At 58.3% G+C, this 19,843-nt stretch carries 13 protein-coding genes, 2 tRNA genes and 3 rRNA genes; 9 read left to right on the forward strand and 9 right to left on the reverse strand.

Translation table 11 applies throughout. The features are described from left to right. Nucleotides 1-155 precede the first annotated feature (155 nt). Nucleotides 156-1,247 carry a calcium:proton antiporter gene (locus NE357_RS03410; protein ID WP_169428726.1) on the forward strand — a complete coding sequence of 364 codons (1,092 nt, stop codon included), beginning with the start codon at nt 156-158 and terminating at the stop codon, nt 1,245-1,247. A gap of 60 nt (nt 1,248-1,307) precedes the next feature. Here NE357_RS03410 and NE357_RS03415 read toward each other — a convergent pair whose 3' ends face one another. From NE357_RS03415 to NE357_RS03425, 3 genes are all read right to left on the reverse strand, one after another. Then, nucleotides 1,308-2,666, reverse strand: coding sequence for an 8-oxoguanine deaminase (locus tag NE357_RS03415; RefSeq protein ID WP_169428727.1), 1,359 nt, complete (start codon nt 2,664-2,666; stop codon nt 1,308-1,310). Between the two features lie 183 nt (nt 2,667-2,849). Next, entirely contained in the window at nt 2,850-3,536 is a 687-nt protein-coding gene (locus tag NE357_RS03420) for an SDR family oxidoreductase (protein WP_169432588.1), read from the reverse strand. Nucleotides 3,537-3,572: 36 nt separating this feature from the next. Next, nucleotides 3,573-3,923, reverse strand: coding sequence for a MerR family transcriptional regulator (locus tag NE357_RS03425; RefSeq protein ID WP_169428728.1), 351 nt, complete (start codon nt 3,921-3,923; stop codon nt 3,573-3,575). Nucleotides 3,924-4,006: 83 nt separating this feature from the next. On the opposite strand from NE357_RS03425, the gene NE357_RS03430 reads away from it, so the two are divergent. Beyond that, nucleotides 4,007-4,423 (forward strand): hypothetical protein, encoded by a 417-nt coding sequence (locus NE357_RS03430; RefSeq protein ID WP_169428729.1) that lies wholly within the window; start codon nt 4,007-4,009, stop codon nt 4,421-4,423. Here NE357_RS03430 and NE357_RS03435 read toward each other — a convergent pair. The 6 genes from NE357_RS03435 to NE357_RS03460 form a co-directional block, all read right to left on the reverse strand. Next, complete coding sequence (locus NE357_RS03435) at nt 4,420-5,346, reverse strand: ABC transporter permease (protein WP_169428730.1); 927 nt, start codon at nt 5,344-5,346, stop codon at nt 4,420-4,422. The genes NE357_RS03430 and NE357_RS03435 overlap by 4 nt on opposite strands. Beyond that, a complete protein-coding gene (locus tag NE357_RS03440; RefSeq protein WP_169428731.1) occupies nt 5,346-6,452 on the reverse strand; it encodes an ABC transporter permease in 1,107 nt (368 codons plus the stop codon). The genes NE357_RS03435 and NE357_RS03440 overlap by 1 nt, the downstream gene beginning before the upstream one ends. 12 nt (nt 6,453-6,464) lie before the next feature. Next, nucleotides 6,465-8,015 carry an ABC transporter ATP-binding protein gene (locus tag NE357_RS03445; protein ID WP_169428732.1) on the reverse strand — a complete coding sequence of 517 codons (1,551 nt, stop codon included), beginning with the start codon at nt 8,013-8,015 and terminating at the stop codon, nt 6,465-6,467. Between the two features lie 537 nt (nt 8,016-8,552). Then, nucleotides 8,553-9,134 carry an IMPACT family protein gene (locus NE357_RS03450; protein ID WP_169428733.1) on the reverse strand — a complete coding sequence of 194 codons (582 nt, stop codon included), beginning with the start codon at nt 9,132-9,134 and terminating at the stop codon, nt 8,553-8,555. 8 nt (nt 9,135-9,142) lie between these two features. After that, nucleotides 9,143-9,793 carry a TetR/AcrR family transcriptional regulator gene (locus NE357_RS03455; protein WP_169428734.1) on the reverse strand — a complete coding sequence of 217 codons (651 nt, stop codon included), beginning with the start codon at nt 9,791-9,793 and terminating at the stop codon, nt 9,143-9,145. Nucleotides 9,794-9,887: 94 nt separating this feature from the next. After that, complete coding sequence (locus tag NE357_RS03460; protein ID WP_007958517.1) at nt 9,888-10,808, reverse strand: LysR family transcriptional regulator; 921 nt, start codon at nt 10,806-10,808, stop codon at nt 9,888-9,890. A 139-nt stretch (nt 10,809-10,947) separates the two neighbouring features. On the opposite strand from NE357_RS03460, the gene NE357_RS03465 reads away from it, so the two are divergent. The 7 genes from NE357_RS03465 (at nt 10,948) to rrf (ending at nt 19,722) form a co-directional block, all read left to right on the forward strand. Further along, nucleotides 10,948-12,297, forward strand: coding sequence for an aspartate aminotransferase family protein (locus tag NE357_RS03465; RefSeq protein WP_127796838.1), 1,350 nt, complete (start codon nt 10,948-10,950; stop codon nt 12,295-12,297). 76 nt (nt 12,298-12,373) lie between these two features. Further along, nucleotides 12,374-13,867, forward strand: coding sequence for a CoA-acylating methylmalonate-semialdehyde dehydrogenase (locus NE357_RS03470; RefSeq protein WP_169428735.1), 1,494 nt, complete (start codon nt 12,374-12,376; stop codon nt 13,865-13,867). Nucleotides 13,868-14,500: 633 nt separating this feature from the next. Next, nucleotides 14,501-16,037 (forward strand): 16S ribosomal RNA (locus NE357_RS03475). An 81-nt stretch (nt 16,038-16,118) separates the two neighbouring features. Beyond that, nucleotides 16,119-16,195, forward strand: a tRNA-Ile gene (locus tag NE357_RS03480). Between the two features lie 30 nt (nt 16,196-16,225). Continuing rightward, nucleotides 16,226-16,301, forward strand: a tRNA-Ala gene (locus NE357_RS03485). A gap of 247 nt (nt 16,302-16,548) precedes the next feature. Then, nucleotides 16,549-19,441, forward strand: a 23S ribosomal RNA gene (locus tag NE357_RS03490). A 165-nt stretch (nt 19,442-19,606) separates the two neighbouring features. Next, nucleotides 19,607-19,722 (forward strand): 5S ribosomal RNA (gene rrf / locus NE357_RS03495). Together the 16S, 23S and 5S rRNA genes with 2 tRNA genes alongside form the textbook arrangement of a ribosomal RNA operon. Nucleotides 19,723-19,843: the final 121 nt, after the last annotated feature.

Genomic DNA, 19,843 nt, shown 5'->3' on the forward strand with positions numbered 1-19,843 from the left:
TGTGGGAGCGGGCTTGCTCGCGAAGAGGCCGTAAAGGCCAATAAAAGTGCATGTCCGTACAAGGACGCCATCCACTGGTGCGCTAAGGTGTAACGAACCATTAGCGCCGCCCCGCAGTCAGTAGCTCATTCGACCTCAGCGCCCGAAGGCCCGCCATGCTCACGATCTTCAAGCAAGAAAGCTTTCTGCTGCTGGCCCTGATCGCCGCCCTCGTCGCGTATCCGATGGAGCACTGGTTGCTGCACAGCGGCCAGGTCGTCGCCCTGACAGCAGGGCTGGTGTTGATCGCCTTCATCGTTGCCGCCTCGATGCGCGTCGCCCATCAGGCCGAACTGCTCGCGGAAAAAGTCGGCGACCCTTACGGCACGATGATCCTGACCCTCGCCGCCGTGCTGGTGGAAGTGGTGATCCTGGCGATCATGATGCGCAACGAAGCCTCGGCCACGCTGGTGCGCGACACGATCTACTCGGCGGTGATGCTCGACATCAATGGCATCCTCGGCCTCGCCGCGCTGATGGGCGGGATCAAACATGGCGAGCAGTCCTACAACGACGATTCGGCCCGCAGTTACAGCGTGATGATCCTCACCGCCATGGGTGTGTCGATGGTGGTGCCGGAGTTCATTCCCGAGGCCAACTGGAAAATTTATTCGGCGTTCACCATCGGCGCGATGGTGCTGCTTTACGCGTTGTTCCTGCGGATGCAGGTCGGGCCGCACAGTTATTTTTTCAGCTATAGCTACCCGGACAAGCGCCGCAGGAAAGAGCCCGTGGAGCAGGAGCCGAAACCGGCCAGCCTGGCGCTGTCGATCGGCATTCTGGTGTTCGGTGTAGTGGTGATTGGCGCACTGGCCGAGGTGATGTCCAAGACCCTCGATCTGGGCCTGGAAGGGACGGGGGCTCCGCCGGTGATCACGGCGATTCTGGTGGCAGCGATCTCGGCAGCGCCGGAGATTCTGACCGCGTTGCGTGCGGCGTTGGCCAACCGCATGCAGTCGGTGGTCAACATTGCGATGGGCGCTTCTCTGTCGACGGTGATTCTGACGGTACCGGTGATGGAGGCGATGGCGCTCTATACGGGGCAGCCGTTTCAGATGGCGATGACGCCGGTGCAGACGGTGATGATCTTCATCACGCTGATCGTCAGCGCGATCAACCTCAATGACGGTGAGACCAATGCCATCGAGGGCATGACCCACTTCGTGCTGTTTGCGACGTTCATCATGTTGTCGCTGCTGGGCCTCTGAGCCGATCACAAAACCAAATGTGGGAGCAAGCCCGCTCCCACATTCAGACTTCCGCTTGGATCAGGTGCCGGCGATCAACTGCCGAGCTGCCTGGCTGTGATCGGCAATCAGGCCTTTGAGATCCAGCCCTTCAACCTGCCCGTCAATCACGCGCCACTTGCCGCCGATCATCACTCTATCCGCTCGGTCCGCACCGCATAGCAGCAATGCGGAAATCGGGTCATGACTGCCGGAGAAGCGCAGTTCATCCAGTTTGAACAACGCCAGATCCGCCTGTTTGCCCACCGCCAGTTCGCCGATGTCGGTACGGCCCAGCAGACTCGCCGATCCTTTGGTCGCCCAGCCCAGCACGCGTTCCGGGGTGATTTTCTCGGCGCCATAACGCAGACGCTGGATGTACAGGGCCTGACGGGCTTCGAGGATCATGTTCGACGCATCGTTGGACGCCGAGCCATCCACACCGAGACCGAAAAGTGCGCCGGCATCGGTCAGTTCGATGCTCGGGCAGATGCCGGATGCCAGGCGCATGTTCGAACTCGGGCAGTGGCAGATGCCGGTGCCGGCCGCGCCGAGGCGGGCGATTTCGTCGGGGTTGAAATGGATGCCGTGGGCCAGCCAGGTGCGCGGGCCGAGCCAGCCGACGCTGTCCAGATAATCCACGGTGCGAAGGCCGAAGCGTTGCAGGCAGAAGTCTTCTTCGTCGAGGGTTTCGGCCAGGTGAGTGTGCAGGCGCACATCAAGCTTGTTCGCCAGTTCGGCGCTGGCGGACATGATTTCCGGGGTCACCGAGAACGGCGAGCACGGCGCCAGGGCGATCTGGATTTGCGCGCCGTCGCCACGTTCGTGGTACTCGTGAATCAGGCGCTGGCTGTCGTCGAGAATCACCTGACCTTCCTGCACGGTCTGCTGCGGAGGCAGGCCGCCGTCCTTCTCGCCGAGGCTCATCGAACCACGGGTGAGCATGGCGCGCATGCCCAGTTCGCGCACGGTTTCGACTTGCACGTCGATGGCGTTTTCCAGGCCATCCGGGAACAGGTAATGGTGATCGGCGGCGGTGGTGCAACCCGACAACAGCAACTCGGCCAGCGCGACTTTGCTGGCGAGGGCGAGTTTTTCAGGCGTCAGGCGCGCCCAGACCGGGTACAGGGTTTTCAGCCACGGGAACAACGGCTGATTGACCACCGGCGCCCAGGCGCGGGTCAGGGTCTGGTAGAAGTGGTGATGGGTGTTGATCAGGCCCGGCAGGATCACGTGTTCACGGGCGTCGAACACTTCATTGCACGGTGTCGATGGTTGCTGGCCGGCGCCGAGCACTTCGGTGATCACACCGTCTTGCAGCACCAGACCGCCACGGGCATCGAGACCGTTGGCCGTGAAAATGGCGAGGGGATTTTTTAACCAGATACGGGTCGCAGGCATTGTGGCCGGCTCCTCTGAAAGTGGGGTTCAGGGTTGCCAGCTCAGTGTTGCCCTGTCTGCTGATCCAGGGTCGCCGCGAAGGGCGAGGTGCGGAGTTTCGAACAAAATGTTGCGACGGGCAAGCCCAACCCGACCAGACACCGGGATAACCCTGTGGGAGCCAGCCCCCACAGGGTCCAGTGATTACCAGGGAATGGTTTCACCCTTGTAGTTCACAAAGTGATGGCCGCCCTTGCCGGCAAACGCGTCCACTTGATCCACCAGGCCTCGGGTGCTGGTCTCCACGTCGATGTCGGCACCTTCGCCGCCCATATCGGTTTTCACCCATCCCGGATGCAGCGACAGCACGGTGAGTTTCTGCTCGCCCAACTGAGTGACGAAGCTGTTGGTCATCGAGTTCAGTGCTGCCTTGCTGGCCTTGTACAGCGCCAGTTCCGGCGCGTCGGGCATGGTCACGCTGCCGAGCACCGAACTCATGAACGCCAGCACGCCGCTGCCATCGCGGATCTGCCCGACGAAGCGCTGGGCCAGGTTGATCGGAGCCACGGCGTTGGTGAAGAACAGTTGACCGACTTCGGCCAGCGTTGCGCCGCCCGGGGTCTGCACTTCAGGGCCTTTGACCCCGGCGTTGACGAACAGCAGGTCAAACGTCTCGCCCTTGAGCTTCTGGCTCAGAGCGATCACCGCTTGCTGGTCGTCCATGTCGAGTTTTTCGATCTGTACGTTGCCCAGTGCTTTCAGCGCCTCGGCATTCGAAGGGTTGCGAACCGTGGCGGTGACTTGCCAGCCGTCGGCCAGCAGGGTTTTCACCAGGCCCAGACCCAGGCCCCGGGAGGCGCCAATGATCAGTGCGTGCTTGGCAGGATTCAGTGCGGACATGACGGGCTTTCCTTGAAAGTTGAAAGATCACGGGTTCAATGGACAGCGTTGACCGAGCCGATGCTGCAATTCGTGGCGCAGCTCGCCGAGTTCGGCCATGCGGGTTTCGACCAGCTTGAGCTTGTCTTGCAGCAGTTGCGTGACGGTGGTGTCGGGGTTTGGCGATTGCCACAGCGCGCCAACGCTGCTGCCGATCTCGCCAAGGGTAAAGCCCAGACGCTGCGCCGTCTTGATGTACAGCACCAGTTGCACCATCTCCGGCGGATAGTTGCGATAACCGTTGGCGCTGCGTTGCGCCGCGATCAATCCGCGCTCCTCGTAAAATCGCAGCGTGTCACGACTGACATCGCAGGCCTGGGCCAACTCACCGATGCGCATCTTGCAGGTCTCGAAAGTGTTTGACCCTGGAGCATACTCCAGGCTTTACCGTGGTTGCTCCCTGAATTTTCGGAGCAAGGATGATGTGGACTTCAACGCAGTATCGGCAGTTGGTGCGCGGCAGTGCCTGGTATGACCTGATCGTGACGGCGGCGTTTGTCACGCCGTGGAGTTTTGCTGTTTTGCATGGGTTGTTGACGGCGCTGAGTCAGGCGCTGGAGCTGCCCGGCGAGCTGCCGCCGTTCGAACCTGCGCATTTGTTGATTGTGAATCTGTTCGGTTCGGTGGTGTGCATGTGGGCGGTGCTGCGGATTCGTGATCCGCAGCCGGTTTATGGGCGCTACGACGCGGTGACCCGGTTTCTGTTCGCCGCGTGGATGACGTATGCCCTGGCCCACGGCGCCAGTTCGTTGGTGGTGGGTTTTCTGGTTCTCGAAGTGGCGTGGGGCATTGCTCAGGCGTTGCCGGTTCGGCCGCTGTCGCGAGCCGTCACGGCTTAATGACCGGCCTGCCACGGCTGCCCCAGTGATACCGGCGCATACAACCGTGTACGCAGCGCATCTCGCGACAACACCACCAGCACCAGAATGGTCGCGACATACGGCAGCATCGCCAGCAAGCTCGAAGGAATCGCCAGCCCCAACCCCTGCGCCACCAGGTGCAGGATGCTGGCAAGTCCGAACAGATACGCCCCGAGCAATAGTCGCCACACCCGCCAACTGGCGAACACCACCAGCGCCAGCGCGATCCAGCCGCGGCCGGCGGTCATGTTCTCGGCCCACATCGGCGTATACGCCAGTGACAGATATGCGCCGGCCAACCCGGCCATTGCGCCGCCAAACAGCACCGCCAGTGTGCGCACGATCAACACCGGCAAGCCCATGGCACTGGCCGCGTCCGGGTTCTCGCCGACCGCTTGAATGACCAGCCCGACACGGCTTTTCACGATCACCCACGCCACCAGCGCAAACAGCGCGAACGACAGGTACACCAGCAGATCCTGGGCAAACAGCATGCGACCGATCAGCGGGATTTCGCTCAGGTAGGGAATGGCCAGCGGCTCGAAACCGGCCAGCGGTTTGCCGACCCACGCCGCGCCGACAAAGGTCGACAGGCCGACGCCAAAAATCGTCAATGCCAACCCGGTCGCCACCTGATTGGCGTTGAACACCAGCGCCACCAGCGCAAAGAGCGACGACAACAGCATCCCGGCGAGCATCGCCAGCACCACGCCCAACCACAGGTTGCCGCTGTTGAACGCGACGATGAAACCGATCACCGCGCCAAACAGCATCATGCCTTCCTGCCCGAGGTTGAGTACGCCGCTCTTTTCGCAGATCAGTTCACCCAGCGCCACCAGCAGCAGTGGCGTGCCGCAACGCACCATGGCGTAGAAAATATTGCTCAGCAGATCGATATCCATCACAGCGCTCCGGCAGTTACGGCGGTGGTTGAGGTGCGCCGCACCCAGCGCAGGTTCAGGCGTGGTCGGTAGAGGATCAGCACGTCACAAGCCAGCAGGAAAAACAGCATCATTCCTTGAAACAACTGGGTGATCGCCTGGGGCAGATTCAGCGTCATCTGTGCGCTCTCGCCACCGATGTACAGCAGCGCCATCAACAGGCTTGAAAACAGAATGCCGATGGGGTGAAGCCGCCCGAGAAACGCCACGGTGATCGCCGCATAGCCGTAGCCCGGCGAGACCTGCGGCACCAGTTGGCCGATCGGGCCGGTGACTTCGCAGACACCGGCCAGCCCGGCCAGTGCGCCGCTGATCAACAGCGCGAGCCAGATCAGCCGCTTCTCGCGAAAACCGGCAAATCCCGCCGCGCGCTTGTCCAGACCCAACACTTTTATCTGGAAACCGACGAAGCTTTTCTGCAGCAACACCCACACCGCGACCAGCGCAAGCAAGGCGAAATACACACCGATGTGTGCCCGACCGTCCTCCATCAACAGCGGCAGGCGGCTGGCATCGCTGAACATTGCTGACTCGGGAAAATTGAATCCGGCCGGATCCTTCAGCGGCCCGTGTACGCAGAACAGCAACAGGTTCAGCGCGATGTAATTGAGCATGATGCTGGTGAGGATTTCGTTGGCGTTGAAGCGCGTGCGCAACCAGGCGGTGAGCCCGGCCCACGCGGCGCCGGCGAGGGTGCCGGTGAGCAGGATCAGTACCAGCGCCCAGCGGCTTTGCAGATCGATGATGTTCACCGCCAGCGCACTGCCGGCCAACGCACCGAGCAACAGTTGACCTTCGGCGCCGATGTTCCAGATCCGCGCCTGATAGGCCACCGCCAGCCCCAGCGCACACAAGAGGATCGGCAAGGTTTTGACCAGCAGCTCGGAGACGCCATACAGGTCGCTGACCGGGGCGATCAGCAAGGTATGCAAAGTTTTCAGCGGATCATGGCCGAGGGCGACGAACAGCAACGATCCGCAGACCAGCGTCAGCACCGCCGCCAGCACCGGCGAGCACCACAACATCAGGCGCGATTGGCGACCACGGGGTTCGAGGGAAAGCAACATGGGAAAACTCCGTTAAACCGTGGCCGGTTGTGATTGAGGGGTGTCGAACTGACCGGCCATCCAGCCGCCAACGTCGCTGAGGCGGGTCAGCGCCGTGTCCTGCAACGCCGACAGGCGCCCGCCGCAGAGCGCGCCGAGGCGGTCGCTGATCCGGAACAGTTCGTCGAGGTCTTCGGAAATCACCAGGATCGCCGCACCGGCATCGCGCAAGGCAATCAGGGCGCGATGAATCACCGCTGCCGCGCCGACGTCCACGCCCCAGGTGGGGTGCGCGGCGATCAGCAGTTTCGGTTGCTGGAGGATTTCCCGGCCGAGAATGAATTTCTGCAGGTTGCCGCCCGACAGGCTGCGGGCGGCGGTCTGGGTGTCCGGGGTTTTCACGCCGAAGCGCTGGATGATCGTTTGGGCGAGGGCTTCGACCTTGCCGCGCTCGATCAAACCGTGGCTGACCAGGCCTTGTTGAAAGGCGGTGAGCAGGGCGTTGTCCGCCAGGCTCATGTCCGGCACCGCGCCATGCCCGAGGCGTTCGGCGGGGACGAACGCCAGGCCGAGTCTGCGTCGCGCATCCGGGCGCCGATCGGCGACGGCGTGTTCTCGAAGATGGATGGTTGCCGCTGATTCGCGGGGCAGTGTCTGCTCGCCGCTGAGCAATGCCAGCAACTCGTCCTGACCGTTGCCGGCCACTCCCGCGATGCCGACGATTTCACCGCTGCGCACCTGCAAGTCGATGTCGGTCAACGAGCAGCCGAACGGATCGGGGTTGTGCCAGTTCAATCCGCTGACTTGCAGAAATGCTGCGCCGCCCCTGACTTTCGGGTACTCGCCGTTCAGCGCCGCCGACTCGCCGACCATCAACTGCGCCAGTTGTTGGTCGGTGCATTGCGCCGGTACGCAATGCCCGGCCACCCGACCACCGCGCAATACCGTGGCGCTGTGACACAAGGCGCGTACCTCGCCGAGTTTGTGGCTGATGAACAGAATGCTGCAGCCCTCGGCCGCGAGCCGGCGCAGGGTGATGAACAACTCGTCGGCTTCCTGCGGCGTGAGCACCGAGGTCGGCTCATCGAGAATCAGCAGGCGAATGTCTTGCATCAGGCAACGAACGATCTCGACCCGTTGCCGCTCGCCGATCGACAGGCTGTGGACAAGTCGCTGGGGTTCCAGCGCCATGCCATATCGGCGGGACACGTCACGGATTTTCGCCTCAAGTCGTTTCGGCGAACCGGCCGCCGGGCCCATCGCCAGTGCGATGTTCTGCGCCACGCTCAAGGTCTCGAACAGCGAGAAATGCTGGAACACCATGCCGATGCCCAACTGCCGCGCCTGGGCCGGATTGCGCATGATCACCGGTTGCCCCTGCCACAGCATCTCGCCCGAATCGGCCTGGATGACGCCGTAGATGATCTTCATCAACGTGCTTTTACCTGCGCCGTTTTCACCGAGCAGCGCGTGGATTTCACCGGGGGCGATGCTCAGGTCGATGGCGTCATTGGCGAGGCAACCGGGATAACGTTTGCTGATGTGGCGCAGTTGCAGGCGCGGTGTGGACGTGGGGTTTGGCATGACAGGCTCGGGTCGCTTGGAGTTGTGCCTGTGGATAAAGCAATTTCCTGGCCATTGAGTCAGGAACGCGGAAGGCCGCTGTTTGCCAGCCTGTGGCGTAGAGCCGGTGAAATGATTTCGACGTTTTGCGAGGCACCACTTGAGGGCAAAGCCTTTGATCAGGCTCCAGTTTTGCCCGCAACCGGCTGATCAAAAAACGACCAGTCCCGCCGGAGCCATGCAGAACCTGCGACTGCGCCAGCCATGAACGGCTTATCCACAGGTTGCTCCACAGTATTTGTGCGCAAGACAAAATCCCGGGCATAAGCACTGCCGGGCTTTCTTCTAAAGGCGATAAACAACGCTAAGCGATTGTTTTCATGTGAAATTGTTCGTTGTGCCAGGCGATTGGATGAAAAGTGAACAAATCCCGCAAAGCCACGTGACAGAAGGGTTACAGCCTCCTGTGCTCAGGTTATCCACAGCCGGGTGCACAGCGGATGTGGGCAAGTCCCGGGTATGAGCCAATCGGCTTGTGCCCTAAAACGTGGCGAGGGTTCAACGCTGCAGCAGGATTCGCCCACGGCTCAGGTCGGCCAACTGATTCTGCAACAGCTCGATGTGCGCTTCGCCCACGGCCAGTTGCAGCTCGACACCATTGGCGGTGAAGTTTTCCTCCAACACCAGACCGCCGAGATCCGCCACCCGCAACTTCACCAGTGCCAGCTCGCTGAAAGCGCAGGCGCAACGCACGGGCACGCGACTGATCAACTCGATCTTCGGCGCTGCCTGCAGGCACTTGTTTGCACCGCCGCCATAGGCCCGGGCCAGGCCACCGGTGCCCAGTTGAATGCCGCCATACCAGCGGATCACCAGCACCGCGACCTGATCGCAATCCTGCGCTTCGATGGCCGCGAGAATCGGCCGCCCGGCAGTGCCACCGGGTTCGCCGTCGTCGTTGCTGCGGTATTGATCGCCGAGTTTCCACGCCCAGCAATTGTGCGAAGCGTTCAAGTCGCTGTACTGCTCGATGAAGGCTTGCGCCTCGGCAGGGCTGCCGATCGGCGCGGCGAAGGTGATGAAACGGCTTTTGCGAATCTCTTCGCGGAATTCGCAAAAGCCGCTGAGGGTGAATGGCATAAAACGACTTATATAGAAGAAGTGAGGCCGCAGCCTTTGAGGATGATGCGGATCAGGTTGTTGCCGGCGTCTTCCATGTCCTGTTTGGTCAACTTGCTGCGACCGGTCACCCGGCAGATCTGGTTGGCGAAGTCGGCGTAGTGCTGGGTGCTGCCCCACAGCAGGAAGATCAGGTGCACCGGATCCACCGGGTCCATCTTGCCGGCGTCGATCCACGCCTGGAATACGGCGGCCCGGCCCTGGAACCAGGTGCGATAGTCCTGGTTGAAATACTCGGTCAGGCATTCGCCGCCGCTGATCACCTCCATCGCGAAGATCCGCGACGCTTGTGGCTGGCGACGGGAAAACTCCATTTTCGCGCGGATGTAGCGGGTCAGCGCTTCGGCCGGATCGTCCTCGGCCGTGAGGGAGTTGAAGGTGCTGTCCCACAGCTCAAGGATGTTGCTCAGTACCGCCACGTACAACCCGAGCTTGTTGGTGAAGTAGTAATGCAGGTTCGCCTTGGGCAGCCCGGCCTTGGTGGCGATGGTATTCATGCTGGTGCCTTTGTAACCGTGACGGGCGAATTCGTCTTCGGCGGCTTTGATGATGGTCTCTTCGTTCTTCTGACGAATGCGGCTGGCAGGTTTTCCGCCGTGGGCAGGGACTTCAAAGGTCATAGGCACTTCCGGGTTTGTCTGTGGGGTGCAACCAGTTGCGTTGATAGCGCAACCATCGGCCTGCGACAAGCCCCGGGCAATAAAACGCCGCTCATCAGCGGGTCGCGGCCAGGCTTTCGAGAAAACTTTCCAGCACCAGATGCGGACGCCGGCCCTTGCGGGTGACCGAGGCCAGGCTCAAATCATAGAACCGCGTGCTGGCCTTGAGCGCACGCAGCCGTCCCTGTTGCACCCAGAGACTGGCGTAGTGATCCGGCAGATAACCGATGTAACGCCCGGTCAGAATCAGGAATGCCATGCCTTCTCGGTCGGAAGCGCTGGCGGTGCAATTGAGCGCCTGATAGTGCGCCTGGATCTCTGCCGGCAAACGGAAGGTCGGGGCGATGGCGTCCTGGCTGTTCAAGCGTTCGTCATCCAGTTGTTTGTCATCGACGTAAAACAGCGGATGGCCGACCGCGCAATAAAGCAGCGAACGTTCGCTGTACAGCGGCTGATACTCCAGTCCCGACAGCGCACTGGCCTGCGGCACCACACCGACATGCAGACGGCCGTCGAGCACGCCTTGTTCGACTTCATTGGGGGCAATCATGCGGATCTGGATCTGCACGTCCGGCCCGCGCTCCTTCAACTGCGCCAGTGCATGGGTGATACGCATGTGGGGGAGGGTGACGAGGTTATCGGTCAGGCCGATGATCAACTCGCCGCGCAGGTGCTGATGCAGGCCGTTGACCTCGGTGCGGAAACTTTCCAGTGCACTCAACAGTTGCAACGCCGACTGATAAACCTCGCGGCCCTCTTCGGTCAGGGAGAAACCGGCGCGCCCGCGCTGGCAAAGACGCAGGCCGAGGCGTTGCTCCAGATCGCTCATCTGCTGGCTGATCGCAGAGCGACCGATGCCGAGCACGGTTTCTGCTGCCGAGAAGCCGCCGCACTCCACCACGCTGCGAAAAATCCGCAACAGGCGAATGTCAAAGTCACTGACCTGGGCCAGTGGATCGGGGCGACGACTGCTCATGCTGTTGTTCTCATTGTTTAGCAGAGTTCTAACTGAAGGTTAGAAGAGTTGGATTTCACCGACTTTATCCCCGTGGCAATTTAGCTGCAACAACGCTTTCTATCTCCCTGAAGCTTATTGCCCTGCGAGGTTTTGCCCGATGAACATGCCTGAAAACGCGTCGTCGCCACTGGCCAGCCAACTGAAGCTGGACGCGCACTGGATGCCGTACACCGCCAACCGTAACTTCCAGCGCGACCCGCGTTTGATCGTTGGCGCCGAAGGCAGCTGGCTGATCGACGACAAGGGCCGCAAGGTGTACGACTCGCTGTCCGGTCTGTGGACCTGCGGCGCCGGGCATACCCGCAAGGAAATCCAGGAAGCGGTGGCCAAGCAGTTGGGCACCCTCGATTACTCGCCGGGCTTCCAGTACGGCCACCCGCTGTCGTTCCAGCTGGCGGAGAAAATCACCGACCTGACGCCGGGCAACCTGAATCACGTGTTCTTCACTGACTCGGGCTCCGAGTGCGCCGACACCGCAGTGAAAATGGTCCGCGCTTACTGGCGCCTGAAAGGCCAGTCGACCAAGACCAAAATGATCGGCCGTGCACGTGGCTACCATGGTGTGAACATCGCCGGCACCAGCCTTGGTGGTGTCAATGGCAACCGCAAACTGTTCGGTCAGGCGATGATGGATGTCGATCACCTGCCGCACACTCTGCTGGCGAGCAATGCCTTCTCCCGTGGCATGCCGGAGCAAGGCGGTATCGCACTGGCCGATGAACTGCTGAAGCTGATCGAGCTGCACGATGCTTCGAACATCGCAGCGGTGTTCGTTGAGCCGATGGCCGGTTCCGCTGGCGTGCTGGTTCCGCCACAGGGCTACCTCAAGCGCCTGCGTGAAATCTGCGATCAGCACAACATCCTGCTGGTGTTCGACGAAGTGATCACCGGTTTCGGCCGTACCGGCACCATGTTCGGCGCCACTACTTTCGGGGTGACCCCGGACCTGATGTGCATCGCCAAGCAAGTCACCAACGGCGCGATCCCGATGGGCGCGGTGATTGCCAGCTCCGAGATCTACCAGACCTTCATGAACCAGCCGACCCCGGAATACGCCGTGGAATTCCCGCACGGCTACACCTACTCGGCGCACCCGGTGGCTTGCGCCGCAGGTCTGGCAGCCCTCGATCTGCTGCAGAAGGAAAACCTGGTACAGAGCGTGGCCGAGGTCGCACCGCATTTCGAAAACGCTTTGCATGGTCTGAAAGGTGCGAAGAACGTCATCGACATTCGTAACTTCGGTCTGGCCGGTGCGATCCAGATCGCGGGCCGTGACGGCGACGCCATCGTGCGTCCGTTCGAAGCCGGCATGGCGTTGTGGAAAGCAGGGTTCTACGTGCGCTTCGGCGGCGACACCCTGCAGTTCGGCCCAACCTTCAACAGCAAGCCGCAGGACCTTGATCGTCTGTTCGACGCGGTCGGCGAAGTGCTGAACAAGCTCGACTGATTTTTCCTTCTATATAGATACGCCAATAGCAGGTGCCCCTTGCGGGCGCCTGCGCACAAGAATTCAGGAGTTTTCGATGAGCGTTATCCCGCATTTGATCAATGGCGAACTGGTGACCGAGAACGGTCGCGCGGTCGATGTGTTCAACCCGTCCACCGGTCAGGCTATCCACAAGCTGCCGCTGGCCAGCCAGGAAACCATCCAGAAAGCCATTGATGCCGCCAAGGCTGCGTTCCCGGCCTGGCGCAATACGCCACCGGCCAAACGTGCCCAGGTGATGTTCCGTTTCAAGCAACTGCTGGAGCAGAACGAAGCGCGCATCGCACAGTTGATCAGTGAAGAACATGGCAAGACCCTGGAAGATGCCGCCGGTGAGCTGAAGCGCGGTATCGAGAACGTCGAGTTCGCCTGTGCCGCGCCGGAAATCCTCAAGGGCGAGTACAGCCGTAACGTCGGCCCGAACATCGATGCCTGGTCGGACTTCCAGCCGCTGGGCGTTGTGGCCGGTATCACTCCGTTCAACTTCCCGGCCATGGTGCCGCTGTGGATGTATCCGCTGGCGATCGTTTGCGGTAACTGCTTCATCCTCAAACCGTCCGAGCGTGATCCAAGCTCGACGCTGCTGATCGCTCAATTGTTGCTGGAAGCGGGTTTGCCGAAAGGTGTACTGAGCGTGGTGCACGGTGACAAGACTGCGGTGGACGCGCTGATCGAAGCGCCGGAAGTCAAAGCGCTGAGTTTTGTTGGCTCGACGCCGATTGCTGAATACATCTATGCCGAAGGTACCAAGCGTGGCAAACGCGTTCAGGCACTGGGTGGCGCGAAGAACCACGCGGTGCTGATGCCGGATGCGGATCTGGACAACGCGGTCAGCGCACTGATGGGCGCGGCTTACGGCTCCTGCGGTGAGCGCTGCATGGCGATTTCGGTGGCCGTGTGTGTGGGCGACCAGGTAGCGGACGCACTGGTCGCCAAACTGGTTCCACAGATCAAGGCGCTGAAGATCGGTGCCGGTACTTCTTGCGGTCTGGACATGGGGCCGCTGGTTACCGGTCAGGCCCGCGACAAAGTCAGTGGTTATGTCGAAGACGGCGTGGCGGCGGGCGCGACCCTGGTGGTCGATGGTCGTGGTCTGAGCGTTGCCGGTCATGAAGAAGGCTTCTTCCTGGGTGGCTGCCTGTTCGACAACGTCACCCCTGAGATGCGCATCTATAAAGAAGAGATCTTCGGGCCAGTGTTGTGCGTCGTTCGGGTGAACAGCCTGGAAGAGGCGATGCAACTGATCAACGATCACGAATACGGCAACGGTACCTGCATCTTCACCCGTGATGGTGAAGCGGCGCGTCTGTTCTGCGACGAGATTGAAGTCGGCATGGTCGGCGTCAACGTTCCATTGCCGGTACCGGTGGCTTACCACAGCTTCGGTGGCTGGAAGCGTTCACTGTTCGGCGACCTGCATGCCTATGGCCCGGATGGTGTGCGTTTCTACACGCGTCGTAAGGCGATCACCCAGCGCTGGCCACAGCGTGCGAGTCATGAAGCTTCGCAGTTCGCATTCCCTAGCTTGTAAGTAGAAGGGCAACGCAGAGAAGGCCGACCTTTTAAGGTCGGCCTTCTCGTTTTCGGGCTTTTTTGACTGATATGACAGATTTGTGAAATTAAGTGTTGACGGCAGATTCTGGAGGTCTATAATTCGCCCCACTTCCGGCGCAGTCGAAACGGAAAACTCCTTGAGATTCAATGAGTTACACGGTTTTCGATAGCGGTTTGCTTCAGATCATCGAAGCCTGGAGGGGGTTGAAAATGCCGGTTTTTCTGGCGCTTTCAACGGTTCGATCTTCTCGGTCGAAAGCGGAGAAAAAGAGGTGTTGACAGCAGCGTGTAACGCTGTAGAATTCGCCTCCCGCTGACGAGAGATCGGAAGCGCAAGTGGTTGAAGTTGTTGAAGAAATCTTCGAAAACTTCTGAAAATAATCACTTGACAGCAAATGAGGCTGCTGTAGAATGCGCGCCTCGGTTGAGACGAAAGCTCTTAACCAACCGCTCTTTAACAACTGAATCAAGCAATTCGTGTGGGTGCTTGTGGAGTCAGACTGATAGTCAACAAGATTATCAGCATCACAAGTTACTCCGCGAGAAATCAAAGATGTAACCAACGATTGCTGAGCCAAGTTTAGGGTTTCTTAAAAACCCAAAGATGTTTGAACTGAAGAGTTTGATCATGGCTCAGATTGAACGCTGGCGGCAGGCCTAACACATGCAAGTCGAGCGGATGAAGGGAGCTTGCTCCCGGATTCAGCGGCGGACGGGTGAGTAATGCCTAGGAATCTGCCTGGTAGTGGGGGACAACGTTTCGAAAGGAACGCTAATACCGCATACGTCCTACGGGAGAAAGCAGGGGACCTTCGGGCCTTGCGCTATCAGATGAGCCTAGGTCGGATTAGCTAGTTGGTGAGGTAATGGCTCACCAAGGCGACGATCCGTAACTGGTCTGAGAGGATGATCAGTCACACTGGAACTGAGACACGGTCCAGACTCCTACGGGAGGCAGCAGTGGGGAATATTGGACAATGGGCGAAAGCCTGATCCAGCCATGCCGCGTGTGTGAAGAAGGTCTTCGGATTGTAAAGCACTTTAAGTTGGGAGGAAGGGTTGTAGATTAATACTCTGCAATTTTGACGTTACCGACAGAATAAGCACCGGCTAACTCTGTGCCAGCAGCCGCGGTAATACAGAGGGTGCAAGCGTTAATCGGAATTACTGGGCGTAAAGCGCGCGTAGGTGGTTCGTTAAGTTGGATGTGAAATCCCCGGGCTCAACCTGGGAACTGCATCCAAAACTGGCGAGCTAGAGTATGGTAGAGGGTGGTGGAATTTCCTGTGTAGCGGTGAAATGCGTAGATATAGGAAGGAACACCAGTGGCGAAGGCGACCACCTGGACTGATACTGACACTGAGGTGCGAAAGCGTGGGGAGCAAACAGGATTAGATACCCTGGTAGTCCACGCCGTAAACGATGTCAACTAGCCGTTGGGAGCCTTGAGCTCTTAGTGGCGCAGCTAACGCATTAAGTTGACCGCCTGGGGAGTACGGCCGCAAGGTTAAAACTCAAATGAATTGACGGGGGCCCGCACAAGCGGTGGAGCATGTGGTTTAATTCGAAGCAACGCGAAGAACCTTACCAGGCCTTGACATCCAATGAACTTTCCAGAGATGGATTGGTGCCTTCGGGAACATTGAGACAGGTGCTGCATGGCTGTCGTCAGCTCGTGTCGTGAGATGTTGGGTTAAGTCCCGTAACGAGCGCAACCCTTGTCCTTAGTTACCAGCACGTAATGGTGGGCACTCTAAGGAGACTGCCGGTGACAAACCGGAGGAAGGTGGGGATGACGTCAAGTCATCATGGCCCTTACGGCCTGGGCTACACACGTGCTACAATGGTCGGTACAAAGGGTTGCCAAGCCGCGAGGTGGAGCTAATCCCATAAAACCGATCGTAGTCCGGATCGCAGTCTGCAACTCGACTGCGTGAAGTCGGAATCGCTAGTAATCGCGAATCAGAATGTCGCGGTGAATACGTTCCCGGGCCTTGTACACACCGCCCGTCACACCATGGGAGTGGGTTGCACCAGAAGTAGCTAGTCTAACCTTCGGGAGGACGGTTACCACGGTGTGATTCATGACTGGGGTGAAGTCGTAACAAGGTAGCCGTAGGGGAACCTGCGGCTGGATCACCTCCTTAATCGACGACATCAGCTGCTCCATAAGTTCCCACACGAATTGCTTGATTCATTGAAGAAGACGATAGAAGCAGCCCGAAATTGGGTCTGTAGCTCAGTTGGTTAGAGCGCACCCCTGATAAGGGTGAGGTCGGCAGTTCGAATCTGCCCAGACCCACCAATTTTGTGTGGGAAACGCCTGTAGAAATACGGGGCCATAGCTCAGCTGGGAGAGCGCCTGCCTTGCACGCAGGAGGTCAGCGGTTCGATCCCGCTTGGCTCCACCACTACTGCTTCTGAAGTTTGAAAGCTTAGAAATGAGCATTCCATCAGTGTGATGATGAATGTTGATTTCTAGTCTTTGACTGGATCGTTCTTTAAAAATTTGGGTATGTGATAGAAAGATAGACTGAACGTTACTTTCACTGGTAACGGATCAGGCTAAGGTAAAATTTGTGAGTTCTCTTAATTGAGAAATTCGAATTTTCGGCGAATGTCGTCTTCACAGTATAACCAGATTGCTTGGGGTTATATGGTCAAGTGAAGAAGCGCATACGGTGGATGCCTTGGCAGTCAGAGGCGATGAAAGACGTGGTAGCCTGCGAAAAGCTTCGGGGAGTCGGCAAACAGACTTTGATCCGGAGATGTCTGAATGGGGGGAACCCAGCCATCACAAGATGGTTATCTTGTACTGAATACATAGGTGCAAGAGGCGAACCAGGGGAACTGAAACATCTAAGTACCCTGAGGAAAAGAAATCAACCGAGATTCCCTTAGTAGTGGCGAGCGAACGGGGACTAGCCCTTAAGTGGCTTTGAGATTAGCGGAACGCTCTGGAAAGTGCGGCCATAGTGGGTGATAGCCCTGTACGCGAAAATCTCTTGGTCATGAAATCGAGTAGGACGGAGCACGAGAAACTTTGTCTGAATATGGGGGGACCATCCTCCAAGGCTAAATACTACTGACTGACCGATAGTGAACTAGTACCGTGAGGGAAAGGCGAAAAGAACCCCGGAGAGGGGAGTGAAATAGATCCTGAAACCGTATGCGTACAAGCAGTGGGAGCAGACTTTGTTCTGTGACTGCGTACCTTTTGTATAATGGGTCAGCGACTTATTTTCAGTGGCGAGCTTAACCGAATAGGGGGAGGCGTAGCGAAAGCGAGTCTTAATAGGGCGTCTAGTCGCTGGGAATAGACCCGAAACCGGGCGATCTATCCATGGGCAGGTTGAAGGTTAGGTAACACTGACTGGAGGACCGAACCGACTACCGTTGAAAAGTTAGCGGATGACCTGTGGATCGGAGTGAAAGGCTAATCAAGCTCGGAGATAGCTGGTTCTCCTCGAAAGCTATTTAGGTAGCGCCTCATGTATCACTGTAGGGGGTAGAGCACTGTTTCGGCTAGGGGGTCATCCCGACTTACCAAACCGATGCAAACTCCGAATACCTACAAGTGCCGAGCATGGGAGACACACGGCGGGTGCTAACGTCCGTCGTGAAAAGGGAAACAACCCAGACCGTCAGCTAAGGTCCCAAAGTTATGGTTAAGTGGGAAACGATGTGGGAAGGCTTAGACAGCTAGGAGGTTGGCTTAGAAGCAGCCACCCTTTAAAGAAAGCGTAATAGCTCACTAGTCGAGTCGGCCTGCGCGGAAGATGTAACGGGGCTCAAACCATACACCGAAGCTACGGGTATCACGTAAGTGATGCGGTAGAGGAGCGTTCTGTAAGCCTGTGAAGGTGAGTTGAGAAGCTTGCTGGAGGTATCAGAAGTGCGAATGCTGACATGAGTAACGACAATGGGTGTGAAAAACACCCACGCCGAAAGACCAAGGTTTCCTGCGCAACGTTAATCGACGCAGGGTTAGTCGGTCCCTAAGGCGAGGCTGAAAAGCGTAGTCGATGGAAAACAGGTTAATATTCCTGTACTTCTGGTTATTGCGATGGAGGGACGGAGAAGGCTAGGCCAGCTTGGCGTTGGTTGTCCAAGTTTAAGGTGGTAGGCTGAGATCTTAGGTAAATCCGGGATCTTAAGGCCGAGAGCTGATGACGAGTGTTCTTTTAGAACACGAAGTGGTTGATGCCATGCTTCCAAGAAAAGCTTCTAAGCTTCAGATAACCAGGAACCGTACCCCAAACCGACACAGGTGGTTGGGTAGAGAATACCAAGGCGCTTGAGAGAACTCGGGTGAAGGAACTAGGCAAAATGGCACCGTAACTTCGGGAGAAGGTGCGCCGGTGAGGGTGAAGGACTTGCTCCGTAAGCTCATGCCGGTCGAAGATACCAGGCCGCTGCGACTGTTTATTAAAACACAGCACTCTGCAAACACGAAAGTGGACGTATAGGGTGTGACGCCTGCCCGGTGCCGGAAGGTTAATTGATGGGGTTAGCTAACGCGAAGCTCTTGATCGAAGCCCCGGTAAACGGCGGCCGTAACTATAACGGTCCTAAGGTAGCGAAATTCCTTGTCGGGTAAGTTCCGACCTGCACGAATGGCGTAACGATGGCGGCGCTGTCTCCACCCGAGACTCAGTGAAATTGAAATCGCTGTGAAGATGCAGTGTATCCGCGGCTAGACGGAAAGACCCCGTGAACCTTTACTATAGCTTTGCACTGGACTTTGAATTTGCTTGTGTAGGATAGGTGGGAGGCTTTGAAGCGTGGACGCCAGTTCGCGTGGAGCCATCCTTGAAATACCACCCTGGCAACTTTGAGGTTCTAACTCAGGTCCGTTATCCGGATCGAGGACAGTGTATGGTGGGTAGTTTGACTGGGGCGGTCTCCTCCTAAAGAGTAACGGAGGAGTACGAAGGTGCGCTCAGACCGGTCGGAAATCGGTCGTAGAGTATAAAGGCAAAAGCGCGCTTGACTGCGAGACAGACACGTCGAGCAGGTACGAAAGTAGGTCTTAGTGATCCGGTGGTTCTGTATGGAAGGGCCATCGCTCAACGGATAAAAGGTACTCCGGGGATAACAGGCTGATACCGCCCAAGAGTTCATATCGACGGCGGTGTTTGGCACCTCGATGTCGGCTCATCACATCCTGGGGCTGAAGCCGGTCCCAAGGGTATGGCTGTTCGCCATTTAAAGTGGTACGCGAGCTGGGTTTAGAACGTCGTGAGACAGTTCGGTCCCTATCTGCCGTGGACGTTTGAGATTTGAGAGGGGCTGCTCCTAGTACGAGAGGACCGGAGTGGACGAACCTCTGGTGTTCCGGTTGTCACGCCAGTGGCATTGCCGGGTAGCTATGTTCGGAAAAGATAACCGCTGAAAGCATCTAAGCGGGAAACTTGCCTCAAGATGAGATCTCACTGGAACCTTGAGTTCCCTGAAGGGCCGTCGAAGACTACGACGTTGATAGGTTGGGTGTGTAAGCGCTGTGAGGCGTTGAGCTAACCAATACTAATTGCCCGTGAGGCTTGACCATATAACACCCAAGCAATTTGCGTCGGCTCTCTAAACCAGAGCAACCAGATTGCGGTGTGTGAAGACGCAATGAACCGAAAGTTCGATGTTCACAAAGCACCGAAAACTATCCCATACCCAATTTGCTGAAGCGAGGCCGTCCGGTCACGAGTCAGTACCCGAATTTCTTGACGACCATAGAGCGTTGGAACCACCTGATCCCATCCCGAACTCAGAAGTGAAACGATGCATCGCCGATGGTAGTGTGGGGTTTCCCCATGTGAGAGTAGGTCATCGTCAAGATTAAATTCCGAAACCCCAACTGCGAAAGCAGTTGGGGTTTTGTTTTGCCCGCAGGAAAGTTCTTACAGCATTCTCAGCCGCCTTGCGGCTGTCCTCGCCGGCCGACAATGCTAAGGTTCAG

It is taken from the genome of Pseudomonas sp. G7(2022), assembly GCF_052660475.1.